13 protein-coding genes and 1 pseudogene are annotated in these 13,503 nt (G+C 56.3%); 4 read left to right on the forward strand and 10 right to left on the reverse strand.

The window, feature by feature from the left end:
* Positions 1–35: 35 nt before the first annotated feature.
* From ACR3ES_RS20375 to ACR3ES_RS20415, 9 genes are all read right to left on the reverse strand, one after another.
* Positions 36–1,514, reverse strand: a complete 1,479-nt coding sequence (locus tag ACR3ES_RS20375; RefSeq protein WP_170429212.1) for an aldehyde dehydrogenase — start codon at positions 1,512–1,514, stop codon at positions 36–38.
* Between the two features lie 4 nt (positions 1,515–1,518).
* Positions 1,519–2,595, reverse strand: coding sequence for an alcohol dehydrogenase (locus tag ACR3ES_RS20380; RefSeq protein ID WP_170429210.1), 1,077 nt, complete (start codon positions 2,593–2,595; stop codon positions 1,519–1,521).
* Positions 2,596–2,604: 9 nt separating this feature from the next.
* Positions 2,605–3,909, reverse strand: coding sequence for a TRAP transporter large permease (locus ACR3ES_RS20385; protein WP_170429207.1), 1,305 nt, complete (start codon positions 3,907–3,909; stop codon positions 2,605–2,607).
* The gene (locus ACR3ES_RS20390; protein ID WP_480634745.1) at positions 3,906–4,208 is read right to left on the reverse strand and encodes a TRAP transporter small permease subunit; all 303 of its coding nucleotides are present in this window, start codon (positions 4,206–4,208) and stop codon (positions 3,906–3,908) included. The genes ACR3ES_RS20385 and ACR3ES_RS20390 overlap by 4 nt, the downstream gene beginning before the upstream one ends.
* Positions 4,190–4,387, reverse strand: a complete 198-nt coding sequence (locus ACR3ES_RS20395; RefSeq protein ID WP_480634746.1) for a hypothetical protein — start codon at positions 4,385–4,387, stop codon at positions 4,190–4,192. Before ACR3ES_RS20395 ends, ACR3ES_RS20390 begins: the two co-directional genes overlap by 19 nt.
* On the reverse strand, positions 4,388–5,380 hold the full coding sequence (locus ACR3ES_RS20400) for a TRAP transporter substrate-binding protein DctP (protein ID WP_170429201.1): 993 nt from the start codon (positions 5,378–5,380) through the stop codon (positions 4,388–4,390).
* A gap of 128 nt (positions 5,381–5,508) precedes the next feature.
* Positions 5,509–6,441 (reverse strand): hydroxymethylglutaryl-CoA lyase, encoded by a 933-nt coding sequence (locus ACR3ES_RS20405; protein WP_480424334.1) that lies wholly within the window; start codon positions 6,439–6,441, stop codon positions 5,509–5,511.
* Positions 6,442–6,446: 5 nt separating this feature from the next.
* On the reverse strand, positions 6,447–7,244 hold the full coding sequence (locus ACR3ES_RS20410) for an enoyl-CoA hydratase-related protein (RefSeq protein ID WP_170429198.1): 798 nt from the start codon (positions 7,242–7,244) through the stop codon (positions 6,447–6,449).
* Positions 7,245–7,358: 114 nt separating this feature from the next.
* On the reverse strand, positions 7,359–8,303 hold the full coding sequence (locus tag ACR3ES_RS20415; protein WP_170429196.1) for a LysR family transcriptional regulator: 945 nt from the start codon (positions 8,301–8,303) through the stop codon (positions 7,359–7,361).
* 113 nt (positions 8,304–8,416) lie between these two features.
* Between ACR3ES_RS20415 and ACR3ES_RS20420 the strand changes: the two genes are divergently transcribed.
* The 3 genes from ACR3ES_RS20420 to ACR3ES_RS20430 all read left to right on the forward strand — a co-directional run bounded on the left by ACR3ES_RS20420 (position 8,417) and on the right by ACR3ES_RS20430 (position 12,444).
* Entirely contained in the window at positions 8,417–9,796 is a 1,380-nt protein-coding gene (locus ACR3ES_RS20420) for an MmgE/PrpD family protein (protein WP_480424336.1), read from the forward strand.
* 110 nt (positions 9,797–9,906) lie between these two features.
* On the forward strand, positions 9,907–11,289 hold the full coding sequence (locus tag ACR3ES_RS20425) for an MmgE/PrpD family protein (RefSeq protein ID WP_170429193.1): 1,383 nt from the start codon (positions 9,907–9,909) through the stop codon (positions 11,287–11,289).
* Positions 11,290–11,313: 24 nt separating this feature from the next.
* Complete coding sequence (locus ACR3ES_RS20430) at positions 11,314–12,444, forward strand: CaiB/BaiF CoA transferase family protein (protein WP_170429190.1); 1,131 nt, start codon at positions 11,314–11,316, stop codon at positions 12,442–12,444.
* Positions 12,445–12,669: 225 nt separating this feature from the next.
* On the opposite strand, the gene ACR3ES_RS20435 is transcribed toward ACR3ES_RS20430, so the two are convergent.
* Positions 12,670–12,906, reverse strand: a complete 237-nt coding sequence (locus tag ACR3ES_RS20435) for a LysR family transcriptional regulator (RefSeq protein ID WP_480424337.1) — start codon at positions 12,904–12,906, stop codon at positions 12,670–12,672.
* 45 nt (positions 12,907–12,951) lie between these two features.
* On the opposite strand from ACR3ES_RS20435, the pseudogene ACR3ES_RS20440 reads away from it, so the two are divergent.
* Positions 12,952–13,494: pseudogene (locus tag ACR3ES_RS20440) on the forward strand (aldehyde dehydrogenase family protein); the annotation flags it as partial.
* Positions 13,495–13,503 lie beyond the last annotated feature (9 nt).

The following is a 13,503-nucleotide window of genomic DNA, read 5'->3' on the forward strand; positions in this document are numbered from 1 at the left end:
TGAGTTTAAGGGTGGTGGTGGAACGAGACTCCCCGTTACCTCATGACAAAGGGGTTGGCAGCTGTCGTTTGCTGCGCAATCCAGACGGATTTGACCTGGCAAAATTCCTTGATCGCCTCTTGTCCACTTTCGCGCCCTTGACCAGAGCGCTTGAAACCGCCGAACGGCGTCATGAAGCTGACAGCGCGGTAGGTGTTCACCCAAACCGTCCCGGCCTTGAGCTTGTCAGACATCCGGAAGGCTCGGCCGATATCCGATGTCCAAACTCCTGCGGCCAAACCAAACAGGATATCGTTCCCGATGCGGATCGCGTCCTCTTCGGTGTCGAAGGGGATCACCGACAGGACCGGGCCAAACACCTCCTCCTGTGCGATACGCATGTCATTGGAAACGCCGGTAAAGATGGTCGGCTCAATAAAACGGTCCCCTTTCGCGCCTTCGCCTGTAAAGGGCTTGCCGCCGAGCACACAGGTTGCGCCATCTTCTCGCGCAACGTTGACGTAGTGAAGTATCTTTTCGTATTGTGGCTGCGTGGTCACGGGGCCGACATGCGTGTCTGTTGACATCGGATTGCCGATTTTGGCTTCGCCAGCCACCTCTACGAGACGTTTGACGAACGCATCGTGGATCGAGCGCTGAACCAGAAGTCGCGAACCGGCAATGCAGGTCTGACCGGTTGCGGCAAAGATACCCGAAATCGCGCCCATCACGGCGGCGTCGAAATCGGCATCCTCGAAGACGATATTGGGGGATTTGCCGCCGAGTTCCAAAGTGACCGGCATGATCTTTTTGGCTGCCGCTTCGTAGATCTTTTGCCCTGCGAAGTCAGATCCAGTGAAGGCGACTTTGCCGACGTCCGGGTGCTCTACCAATGGCGCGCCAACGTCAAGGCCGAAGCCGGTTACGCAGTTCACAACACCATCGGGGAAACCAGCCTCCTTGATGAGTTCCATGAACTCAAGGGTCGAAGCAGAGGTAAACTCCGATGGTTTCACAACCGCTGTATTGCCAGCGGCCAATGCAGGGGCAAGTTTCCAGGCAAGCAGCATCAGCGGCGAGTTCCAGGGCGTTATCATAGCCACCACGCCCAAGGGTTCATACTTGGTGTAGCTAAACATGCCGGGCCGGTCCGAGGGCAGAACCGCGCCTTCGACCTTGTCGGCCAAGCCACCGTAATAGCGATACCATTCTGCCAGATAGCGGGTCTGGGTACCCATCTCTGCGATCAGCTTGCCATTGTCACGCACCTCAAGCTCACCAAGTCGCTCTGCCTCGCGCTCGACGATGTCGGCCAGTTTGACCAGCAGCTTGCCTCGCGCCGTTGGGCGCATTTCGGCCCATGGACCAGTTTCATAAGCCGCCTTGGCGGCAGCAACGGCGTGGGCGACGTCTTCGTGGTTGCCGTTGGCAATCTGTGCCCAGACTTCGCCCGTGTAGGGATTGTCAGTGTCAAAGTATTCGCAGCCCGCTGGTTCGACCCAAGCGCCGTTGATGTAATGCTGATAAGTTTTCATGGGCCTAGTCATCCTCTAGGTCGGGCTGAAACACGATGCGGCCAGTAACCCGGCCATGCTCCAAGTCCTCAACAGCTTGATTGATTTGCGAAAGCGGACGCCGTTCAATCGGTATCTGCTTGATCTTACCCGCACGGACCATGTCGATGAGCGCGCGCAGTTGCGGCGAATTACCGACATGGCTGCCTCGTACGGTCATTGCCTTTTGCGGCAACCAGACCTGAGGCATCTTAAAATCGCCGCCACATTGTCCGACGATAATGTAGCGCCCAGCCTTTGCCATTGCGCGCACGGCAAGCCTGCCGGTGGAAGCACCTCCAAACGTGTCGATCACCCCCATCAGCCGCCCGTCAGCGAGACGCTGCAATTCGGCCACCGCATCCTCACGCATGCTGTTCATCGCTCTCGCAGCGCCCATCTCACATGCCGCCTCCAGCTTTGCGTCGTCGATATCGACAGCGATGATTTTATCGAACCCCATGGCTTGAGCGATTGCAATCGCATTCATGCCGAGGCCGCCGCATCCCATGATCGCCAGCCACTCGCCATCCCGCAGCGCGCCCATCTTTTCCAGCGCGTTGTAGACAGTGATGCCTGAACAGGCATGCGGGACAACATCAGCGGCATCAAGCCCTTCAATATCGACTAGGAATTTCTCATGCTCGACAAGGCAGTGGGTGGCGAAGCCCCCCTTTTGCTTGAGCCCGATGATCCGCATCGCCGAGCAATCGCTTTCGCGATCCTCCTGGCACGCTTCACATTGCCCGCATCCGATCCATGGAAAAATCAGCACCTGCTGACCCGGCGAGACGCTCGTCACATCGGGGCCTACGGCCTCTACTATGCCGGCAATTTCGTGACCAAAGGTCATCGGCAACTGCGCGCCGCGTTCTGCGAAGGTCAGCCGTCCCTCTTCGCCTAGGTCCATATACCCTTTCTGCACATGCAGGTCCGAGTGGCAAAGACCTGACGCCGTAACCCGCACCAGAACCTCCAAACCGGTAGGCTTCGGCAACTCGTTCTTTCTTTTTTCAAATGGCTGCCCCCATTCGATCAGATCGTAACTGGTGTATTCGGTCATGAAGGGTTCTCACAGTAGGGATGGGATAAGCGTGACGATGCCGGGAACAAGGTAGAGCAGCGTGATCGCAATCGCGAAAATGACCACGACGCTCCAAGCACTGCTGTAGGTCTTGCCCATTGGAAGCGAAGGTGAGGCGGCCTTGAGCGCAAAAAGTGCGTAGCCAAACGGTGGCGTCACCGAGCCCAGAGTAACATTGATCAGATAGATCGCCCAGAACCAGATCGGGTCAAACCCGAATGCATCGGCAATCGGTGCATAAATCGGCACGCTCACCAGCATATACGCGATCACGTCGATGAACATGCAGGCCACAAGGGTGATCAGCATGATTGCGAGGAAAGCGGTCAGGCTCGTGAGCTCCTGAGCCAGAAAAAACTTCAAAAAGCCCTGCGAGGCCCCGGTGAATGACAAGATCTGGGCAAAGAGGCTTGAAGCCGCAAAGATCGCCATGATCGAACCGGTGAGCAGTGCCGCCTCCTTCAGACTGTCGAAAAGAAACCGGAGGCTGAGCCTGCGATAGAGCGCCGTCGTGATCAGGGCGCCAACAACGCCACTGGCCGCCGCTTCAGAGGGCGTTGCCACACCCAGTAGAATGAACCCAATGACCGAGAAAATGACCATCAGAAAGGGCACGCATTTCAGCAGAACGAGACCGATACCGTCCTCATACTGATCGGCGCCTGCCTCATCGACAGGGGCAAGGCTTGGATTTCTTTTAATCCGGACCCAAACGTACAAACCAGTCAGGGACGCAATAAGAACCCCCGGCAGAAGCCCTGCGACCAAGAGCCCCGCAATGGATACGTTGACCAACGAACCCAGTATGATCACAACAATTGATGGCGGGATGATCGGAGCAAGGCTTGCCCCAGACAGGATTGTTGTAATGGACAGACCTTCATCATAACCGCGGCGGTTCATCGAAGGCAAAACCGAACGTCCAAGCATCGCTGTCACCGCGACGATGGACCCCGACAAAGCGCCGAAGATCGTGGAGAGTGCGATCACGAGGAAGTACAGGCGACCGCGCAACCGGCCAAAAATTCTGTTGGCGGCGTCAAAGAGGATATCGGTCGATCCAGATCGAAACAGCAGATCGCCCATAAGTACGAACATGGCGACAGTGCTGAGCGACACATTTGAGGTGGCCGTCAGTATGGAATTCGCAACCATGCCGAACCCGTTCGAGCCGAAGAGCAAGACTACGGCGCCAATGCAGATCATGAAAAAGGCGATAAATATGGGTAACCCGGTCGCAAAAGACCCGAGCAACAGCCCCAGCAGAATGAGAAGGGTTTCAGCCCAACTCATGCCTCATCTCTCCCGGCAACCGCTGTTGTCAGGAAAATCAGCGAAACGACCCCGAAACTGAAAGCAATCGGAGACAAAAGGACCCATTTTGGCACCTGGATGACCGTATTCGTAAGAATGCCTGTCGAAAACTGTTTCAATGCAGATGCTGCAACGATCCAGGCGGCAAGGATTGCAACAACTGCGGAAACGAAAGCCAAAACGCGCCCCCAGCGTGCGGCTGCTTTGCTCCCCATCGACTCTACCAGGAAGGTGATAGCAATGTGCTGATTGCGGCGTGTCACTTCGGGAAGAGCCAAAAAATCATGGCGGGCATGATGAAACTAATGACATCGCTGCTCCACTTGGTTGGCATATTCATTGCGTAACGCATGACGATTTCCATCACGAATAGGGTGACGATCCCCGCCAGAAGCAACGCGGAGAGGACTAGCATCCCCTCCGCGACCGTTCTTTCAAATCGTTTTAGCGTGAGCATTTACTGAGAAAGGCCAGCAGCAACGGCTTTTTCGCGAATAGCTGATGCAACGTCTTGGTCGGTCTCCATGGCAAGCCCCCACATCGCCTCGGACATCCAGGCCGAGATGTTTTCGGCTTCGGTGGCATTCATGTTTGTGATCGACATGCCTTGTTCCTGAAGCTGCCCAAGTTCTGTGTCCGCAATTCGCGTCATCTCTTCCAACGCGTAGAGTTCCGTCTCGGCTGCGGCGCGGGTGATTGCCGCCTGTGTATCGGCGTCGAGCGCGTTCCATTTGTCGAGATTCATAAACATCCAGTTCGAGAGTGATCCGAAGTCAGGTTGCAGGACGTGGCTGGCAACCTCGTAAAGCTTGAAATCGACCAGGCCGGTAGCACTCCAGGGCGCGGCGTCTATCACCCCGTTTTGCAGCGACGAGTATATTTCACCGCCGCCGAGTGGAACCGGGCTGCCGCCCAGCTTTTCGATAATACCGATGTAAGAAGCGTTGGCTCGTACTTTCATGCCCTCGAAGGAATGGTCGCGGCCATCAACCGCCTGGTTGGTCACGAACCTGAAACCGCGCTGCCCTAGCGGCATGATCCCGATCACCTTGATGCCAAGGGTCTGGTAGTAGTCATCGAACGCATCAAAGATGCCGTTTTCCCGCCAAGCGGTGGGGTCTACGGCGATCCCATCTCCGGCCATGCCTATCTTTGTGGTACCGGCATGATAAGCCGGGTGGGTAAAGACCATATCAACAATGCCGGTCTGAAGTGGCTCGATCTGCTCAAGCGGGCTGATTGCGTCAGGCCCGACAACGCTGATTTCCGTGGCGCCACCGGTATATTCGCCAACTTTGCTGACGAATGTGTCAACGTTCACCCGGTACGTCGCTTGGTTAGAGGCCCACGAACTCAGTAGTTTCAGCGACTCCGCCATCGCGCCGCCCCCCGTGAGGCAAAGGGAAATCATCGAAACGGCCGCGTATTTTGATAGATTGGCAGTGATCATTTGTTCCTCCCAGAAATGCTGCGCCCTCTGCCTAGCGAAGGCACATTTTCGCAACCCAGTTTACAGGCGAGGCAATGTGACAGAATTATAACGCGGCTATGGTTGCTATAACAAATCTGTAATACCGGTCATGCCGCAAAGCGAAAGGTTTTCGCTAGGCCCGCCTGCAGTAATCGCCCCTCGGTGCGCTCACCCGGCAACCACGTGTCGAGCTGTCTTCGAACCTTCAGAAGGCGCTCGAAATCAATACCCGTGTTGAGCCCCATGCTCTCAAACATATAGGCACAGTCTTCGGTCGCGATGTTTCCTGTGGCGCCCGGTGCAAAGGGACAACCGCCAAGCCCGCCCAGCGCCGCGTCGAAGCGTCTGACGCCCGCCTCGACCGCGGCCATCACGTTGGCAAGGCCCATGCCGCGGGTGTCGTGGAAATGGGCCGCAAGCGGCAGTTGGCCAAGCTGACCCGCAATAGCGGAAAAGATCCTTTGGACCTGGACAGGGTTGGCATATCCGACCGTGTCGGCAATGTTCACCTCGTCAGCGCCCGCGACAGCCAATCGCGTAGCCAAGGCGAGAACTTGGTTCTCGGGAACTTCGCCCTGAATACTACAGCCAAAAGCGGTCGCAATCACAGCCGATAGGACAACTTTGCCCTTAAGCCCGCGCGTATCGCGCTCCCACACAAGCGCCCCAAACTCTGCCGCAGAAGCATCCGTCGTGCGCCGGACATTTGCCATGTTGTGGGCTTCGCTTGCCGAAAGAACGAATGTGATCTTATCTGCACCGAGTTCAAGCGCGCGGATGCCGCCCTTGAGGTTGGGCACGAGGACAGCAGCAGTGAACCCGCCCATGGCTTTGGCACCATCCAGAACCTCAGCCGCGTCTGAAAACTGAGGAATAGATGACGGCGGAACCAGCGACGTCACCTCAATCTCCGAAAACCCGCTCTCCGCCTGCTGGCGGCACCAGGCAAGCTTGGTCTGAGTCGGCAGGAATTGATCAACCATTTGGAGGCCATCGCGAAGGCCAACCTCCCGCAGGGTCACACTGTCAGACATCAGCATGTGGCTTATTTTCCTGTGAACTTCGGATGACGCTTTTCATTAAATGCGCGTACGCCTTCGCGCCGGTCTTCAGTGTTGATGGTGCGGTTGTAGGCTTCAATCTCAAAGGCAAGCCCATCGGCCAATGACATCTGCGCACCGCGATAGATGGCTTGCTTGGCCTGCCGGACAGCGATTGGTGCATTCCGGGCTATATCCTCAGCGGTATTAAGTGCTTCTTCCACGAGTTCTTCAATTGGGAAGACAGCGTTTGCGAGGCCCCAGTCGAGTGCCTCCGCCGCACTAAAGGGTTTGGCTGAGAGGATCACTTCCTTGGCTCGGCGCTCACCGATAGCCCTAGCAAGGGTCTGGGTGCCACCTGCACCGGGAATAATACCAATGCGCGTCTCAGTCTGGGCAAATCGGGCGTTGTCGGAGGCATAGATGAAATCTGCAGCCGCCGCAATTTCGCACCCGCCGGCATAGGCCGCACCGTTCACGGCAGCGATAACCGGCACCGGACAGCCCAAGATCGCGCGGATCATGCGTTCATAGACCAGATGTTGAAGACCCCAATCTGTATCGGACATCCCGTCGCGTTCTTTAAGATCTGCGCCAGCACAGAACGCCTTTTCTCCCGCGCCGGTCATCACGACACATCTGGTGTCTCCGGGATCAAGTGCTAGGTCTTCGTAGAATTGCACCAGATCGCGCGCCATCTGCGTGTTGAAAGCATTGGCTGAGGTTGGCCTGTTTAATGTGACCTGAAGCACGTTGCTACGCGGCGCACTTATTTCGAGGGTCGAGTATTCGGACGTTTTCATTGCTCGGATCCGTTCATCGTTTTGGCCAAGGTCATGGGCTTGAGGCAATCGAACAATTAAAATGTCAGCAGCGATGCCATAAAGAAATTCAATTGTACTGCGAACAGGATGGGCTCATGAGGTGCCTAGCAGATTGGCTGCCGCATCCGCCTTCCACACACCTTCATTGATCATGGCTGCGATTTCGCTGGCAAGAATCTTAATCACGGCATCCGTAGCCCGCGTATTGGAGCGGTCTGGCGGCATCGCCAAAACAAGCTGCCTGCGAATAGGTGGAGAAACGAAAGTCCGGGCCTCAAGAGTGCCCTGTTTCACCTCATCAGTCACAGCAGAAAGCGGTATGAAAGCATGGTAAGAGCCTTCCGCCACCAGTGATTTTAGCACCCAAAAGGCATCGCCGCGAAGCGCTATGTTTAATGAGACGCCGGCCTTGGCGGCAGCGCTGTCCACAACCATTCGAATACCATGTGGTCGACTGGGCAGAACAAGCGGCAAATGCGCCATGTCTTTTACTTGGATGGGGTCCCCGAGGTCCAGCAATGACCCTGGAGGACTGATCAGAGCGATGTCCTCATACAGCAAATCGGTGCAGCGAAGATGCAGATCGGCTGAAGGCCCATAAAGAAATGAAAGGTCCAGATCGCCCCTTTGCAGCCATTCGATTAAATGCCCCGAGTACCCTTCGACGATGCGCAGCGTGACTTTCGGCAGTTCCCGCCGCACCCGTTCCACCAAGCGAACCGCAAAGACGGTATTTACGCTCGGCATCAATCCTATTGCAACATTTCCCTTAACTTCATTTTGGCTGGACCGGATGTCATCAACGGACTGCTCCAATTGGCGGATTAGGCCAGAAACGCGCCCCAGGAGTTTTTCGCCGGGCTCGGTCAGCGTCATGCCCCGGACGTGTCTGGCAAATAGCTGAACACCGATCTCATGTTCCAGCAATTTAATGTGACGCGATAACGCGGGTTGAGCCAGTCTCAGTCGGTCGGACGCAGCGCTCAACGATCCTGTTTCCGCAACACAGATGAATGTCTTGAGCTGTTTTATGTCCATGGCGTACCGTTCGAATTCTTTTATCGTGACTATATTTACTTTCGCATATTTATATCTCCGTCAATGGATCAAACTGCTTCCACCTTCCTCTGACGTGCAGGAGCGACTTGCAATTGGACCAACCTGACGCCTCGAACGCTGGCCGTGTCAGCGCAGCCATGACGGCGTTTGCAACAAGCGTATCGGACGAGGAAATTTCTGGCACCGCATTGCGCATAGCCCGCATATCTTTGTTCGACTGGCTGACTGTTTCGGTCGCCGGGCATAACGAACCAGTCAGCCGAATCATCAGGGACTATGTTGCCGCCGAAGGCGGCATCAATGAGGCCACGGTATTCGGGTTGGAGCAAAAGTTACCGGCACGGGCGGCGGCACTGGCAAACGGAACAATCAGCCACGCCCTGGACTATGACGACACGCATTTTGCCTATCTTGGTCATCCCAGCGTCGCTGTGTTTCCTGCGGCTTTTGCAGTCGCTCAGAAAACTGGGGCGAGCGGAACAGCGTTTCTCACCGCTGCGCTCATCGGAATGGAAGTTGCGACGCGCATCGGCGCCTGGCTGGGACGCTATCATCATTATGTCGGTTTTCATTCGACCGCGACCGCTGGCACCTTTGGTGCGGCGATGGCTTGTGCCCGATTGCTTGGTTTGAATGAACAACAAGCGGGTCATGCCCTTGGGCTTGCGACAACCCGCGCCTCGGGACTGCGTGCGCAGTTCGGGACGATGGGCAAACCCTTTCATGCGGGCATGGCGGCCTCGAACGGAGTTGAAGCGGCACTGCTCGCCCAGAGGGGCTTCGTTTCACGGCCCGATGCGCTGGAAACGGATCAGGGATTTGCGGTCACGCACGCGGGCAATGAGGGTGATACAAGTGAGGCATTGTGCGGGCTGGGACGCTCCTGGATGTTCGAAGGTGTGCTGCACAAGTTTCACGCTTGCTGTCATGGTGTACATGCCTCATTGGAAGCGTTGACAGAGGCCCGCGACACTCTGGGCGTGAAGCCGTGCGAAATAGACAAGATTTCGCTGTTGGTTCCATCGCGCTATCTGAAAGTCTGCAATATCCTGGAGCCACAAACGGGACTTGAGGCCAAGTTTAGCTTTCGTCTCTGTTCGGCAATGATGCTTGCGGGGCACGACACAGCCGCTCTGACCACCTATTCAGACGCAACGTGCCAAGATCCTGAGCTTCTGGCGTTACGAGATTGCGTCGAGGTGACCGGCGTCGACGGGATGGCCGAAACCATAGCCACGGTCCGGATCGCAGCGAAAGATGGCCAAAGCGTTGAAATCACCCATGACATAGATCGTCCGGAGAGTTTCGAAAAACGAGAACAGAAGATCAGGGCGAAGGCCAAGGCTTTGCTGGGTGAACACAGGGTCGCGGATCTTTGGGATATTGTGCAAAGTGCGGCCCCCCCTGCCCTCGACGCATGGTTGCGTGTTCGGGGTGACATCAAACCTGGTGCGCGAGGCCCCTTCACATAAAAACTTGATATAGCAACTATCCATGCATTTTAGTTTTTGAAAGCCCTACCAGATGCAAATTTTGGCTCCAAGGCTTACCCTATCCAGATTTGCGCGAACCGGAGACTCTAATGACACACCCGACAGAGCAAGCGGGCCTGACCCGTCAGCTTGCAGAGTTTGTAGCTCACACCAACTATGATGACCTGCCGTCCGAGGTCGTTGAACAGGCGAAACTCTTTATCCTTGATACCCTTGGCTGTGCCCTTGGCGGGCGCGTTCAGGCCAGCGAAGAGGTCTCCTGGGTCACAGGGTTTGCTGCGGCTCAAAACGCGGGCGGCGAGTCGACCGTTTTCGGTGAGGCCGGGAAAACCAACGCCGTGACGGCGGCGCTGACCAACGGTGCCATGGCGCACACCATCGATTTCGACGATACACACATGCCTTCGATCTCGCATCTGGGGTCATCGCTCGTTGCCACCACATTCGCTTTGGGCGAAGAACTGCAATCTAGCGGCAAAGAGATCATCGAAGCCTTCGTGTTGGGCTTTGATGTGGCAGGGCGCATCGGGCGCTGCACGATGCCATCGCATTATAAGTTCTGGCATCCGACGGCGACCTTCGGAGGCATCGGCGCGGCAGCCGCCGCAGCGAAGCTGCTGAAACTGGATGCTGTCGGCGTCGAAATGACCATCGGCCTCGCCGCTGACGCTGCTGGAGGTCTTCGGTACGGCATCGAGAACGGGGATTTCTCCAAAAGCCTGCATCCGGCCATGGCCGCGATGAAAGCCGTGCTCTTCGCTCAACTGATCAAAGGTGGCGCGACAGGCCCTCTCGGCATTCTCGAATACCCTTCGGGCTTCTTCAACGCCTTCTCGGAAGAACCGAATCCTGCCCCCTTGCTCGACCGGCTGGGGGACTACTACGAGGTCAGCATCGGCGGCCTGAAATCATTGCCCACTATCCAGTGTAGCCATACGGCCGTCGCAAAAACGCTCGATCTGGTGTCCGAACACGGATTGCAGACTGCGGATATCGCCGAAATCAGCATCGTGCAGTCGGAAACCATGCCGGGACAGGGCATGAATTATGCACCGAAAAGTCCTCTGGCTGCGCGCCTCAGCACACCATTTGCTGTGTCCCTGGGCCTCAAAGATGGAGAGGTCACCTTGGATCGCTTCTCGGATGAAACTCTGGCCGACCCGGAAATCAACGACCTGATGCCACGTATCAAGATCGAAGCCAGCATGGAACTGGCCGAGAGATACCCCAACACAGTCGCATCCCTGGTCGACGTGAAAACCCGCGATGGCCGAGTTTTCTCGGGCGAACAGGTTTACGCCAAAGGCGACCCGAACAACCGGATGACGCCTGAAGAAATTGAGGCGAAGTTCCGCGCGCTTGCGGTTGGTGCTCTTGGTGTTGAGCGGGTTGGCCGGGTATCTGCCGACATTCTTTCGTTGGAGACAGCCACGGATCTCCGCGAGGTCACCAAATCCCTCGCTGACACCTGATCGGCAGTCCGGAGAAAGAACAACATGACGAACCCGTTTTCCGACCTGCTGGTTGTATCTGTTGAACAGGCACTGGCGGCACCGCTTTGCACCTCGCGCTTGGTCGACATGGGCGCTCGGGTCATCAAGATCGAACGTGCAGGGGGTGACTTTGCACGGGGCTACGATGCCGCTGTCCATGGCGACAGCTCCTATTTCATCTGGACCAACCACGGTAAGGAGTCGGTTGTACTCGACCTGAAATCGGAAAGAGACGCACAGTTGACGAATCGTTTGCTGGATAAAGCGGATGTGTTCGTTCAAAATCTGGCGCCGGGCGCTATGGCCCGCGCGGGTTTCGGTTCTGAAGAGCTGCGCAAGAAGAACTCAAGGCTCATCACGTGCGACATCTCCGGCTATGGCGAGGACGGACCGGCCAGTTCTCTCAAGGCCTATGACTTTCTGGTTCAGGCAGAAAGCGGGTTGGTGGATGTGTCCGGTGCACCCGATGACCTCGGGCGCATTGGTGTATCAATCTGCGATATCGGTGCGGGAATGACCGCGCATGCGGCGATTGTCGAAGCGCTTTTGTATCGCGAGCGAACTGGCGAGGGCTACGGTGTCAGCGTTTCGCTCTTTGGCGTCGCGTCGGAATGGATGAACGTGCCGCTGATGCAATACGAGTACGGAGGCAAAGCCCCAAAGAGGGTCGGTCTGATGCACCCAACGATCCAACCCTACGCGGCCTTCAAGGTCAACGACGGATCCCAGGTCATCATCGCCATTCAAAATGAGCGTGAGTGGGCGCAGTTTTGTGACAAGGTGTTGGGGCAATCTGAACTGGCCACTGATGCACGGTTCAATAACAACAATGCCCGTGTTGAAAACATGGATGCCTTGCACAAAATAATCGGTGGTGTCACGGAAGGTTTGTCGCGCGACGAGTTCATCCAAGCCCTGTCCGAGGCAGGCATCGCCTATGGTGCCGTCAACTCTGTGGCGGCCCTGGCAGAACACCCAGGTTTGAACCGCGTTCGCGTCGCAACCACAAAAGGCACAGAAGTCACAATGGCAGCACCTCCGATCCGTAGATCCATCAACGCAAGTGAAAGTCTGCCACCACCACCAACGCTGGGGCAGCATACCGAACGCGTCTTTGACGAATTTGGTGTTTGACAGTCTCTGGCTTGCGCGACGGATGTCCGATTTCCGAGGCTTGGCGATGGGTTCTCGCTTACAGCAAGCTTTCGCTTCCCGCCCTATGTTGACCGCGCGACTCCAATCCCACATTGGCCACAAACGCTCCGATGTGAAGTCTCCACGCGTGAGGCCAGTGCTACTGTCCTGGGTAGGACGGTAGGTGCCAAGAGCCTTTGAGAACCGGTGGAGAAGTCGTTTACACTAGGCATCGAACTGACGTACTTGTTTAAGCGCAAGGTCAAACACCTGTCGGCCCAAAGGCGAAAGATGGGTTTTTCTTTCGCCCTCAAACAGCTTTTTACCCAGATGATCTTCCAACTGCTTCAACGTCATCGACACGGCAGATTGCGTGCGACCCAGACGGTCAGCGGCTTCTGCCAAGTTGCCTGTCTGGGCAACCGTGCAAAAGCACCGCAACATTTCGATCTTGATGGACATGTTTCAGTTTTCCTGAAATTCGGTTAATTTATTTTAGTTTGACTGATGTCAACTGCAAAATCCATCCTACTGAAAATCGAGAAACTGCCACCGGGGTTTTATGTGACCAAATTGAATCTGATCGCCGGCGAATGGCTGGCGGGCGAAAGCGAGATCGAAAACCGCAACCCGTCAGACCTAAGCGATCTAGTCGGCACCTATGCGCAGGCCAGTGTAGATCAGCTTGCGGCGACGCTGGATCGGGCGCGCGCAGCACAGGTGGAATGGGCCGCCTACCTGCCTGAGCGCAAGCAAACCGTTCTGATGAACATCGGAAATGAGCTCATGGCCCGTGCCGACGAACTGGGCATGCTGTTGTCGCGCGAGGAAGGCAAACCGCTGGCCGAGGGCAAGGGAGAGGTATACCGCGCCGGCCAGTTCTTTACCTATTATGCCGCCGAATGCCTACGTCAGATCGGTGAGAATGCAGACAGTGTTCGCCCCGGCGTCGAGATCGATGTCCGCCGTGAAGCGGTTGGCGTCGTGGCCATAATCAGCCCTTGGAATTTCCCAACCGCGACGGCGTCTTGGAAAATCGCACCCGCTTTACCGAGCGAA

It is taken from the genome of Ruegeria sp. B1 (assembly GCF_056535885.1).

Coding starts and splice junctions, on each gene's coding strand:
- ACR3ES_RS20430 (WP_170429190.1), top strand. CDS start 11,314: ATGACGAACCCGTTTTCCGACCTGCTGGTTGTATCTGTTGAACAGGCA.
- ACR3ES_RS20405 (WP_480424334.1), bottom strand. CDS start 6,441: ATGCTGATGTCTGACAGTGTGACCCTGCGGGAGGTTGGCCTTCGCGAT.
- ACR3ES_RS20425 (WP_170429193.1), top strand. CDS start 9,907: ATGACACACCCGACAGAGCAAGCGGGCCTGACCCGTCAGCTTGCAGAG.
- ACR3ES_RS20380 (WP_170429210.1), bottom strand. CDS start 2,595: ATGACCGAATACACCAGTTACGATCTGATCGAATGGGGGCAGCCATTT.
- ACR3ES_RS20415 (WP_170429196.1), bottom strand. CDS start 8,303: ATGGACATAAAACAGCTCAAGACATTCATCTGTGTTGCGGAAACAGGA.
- ACR3ES_RS20375 (WP_170429212.1), bottom strand. CDS start 1,514: ATGAAAACTTATCAGCATTACATCAACGGCGCTTGGGTCGAACCAGCG.
- ACR3ES_RS20400 (WP_170429201.1), bottom strand. CDS start 5,380: ATGATCACTGCCAATCTATCAAAATACGCGGCCGTTTCGATGATTTCC.
- ACR3ES_RS20395 (WP_480634746.1), bottom strand. CDS start 4,387: ATGCTCACGCTAAAACGATTTGAAAGAACGGTCGCGGAGGGGATGCTA.
- ACR3ES_RS20385 (WP_170429207.1), bottom strand. CDS start 3,909: ATGAGTTGGGCTGAAACCCTTCTCATTCTGCTGGGGCTGTTGCTCGGG.
- ACR3ES_RS20435 (WP_480424337.1), bottom strand. CDS start 12,906: ATGTCCATCAAGATCGAAATGTTGCGGTGCTTTTGCACGGTTGCCCAG.
- ACR3ES_RS20410 (WP_170429198.1), bottom strand. CDS start 7,244: ATGAAAACGTCCGAATACTCGACCCTCGAAATAAGTGCGCCGCGTAGC.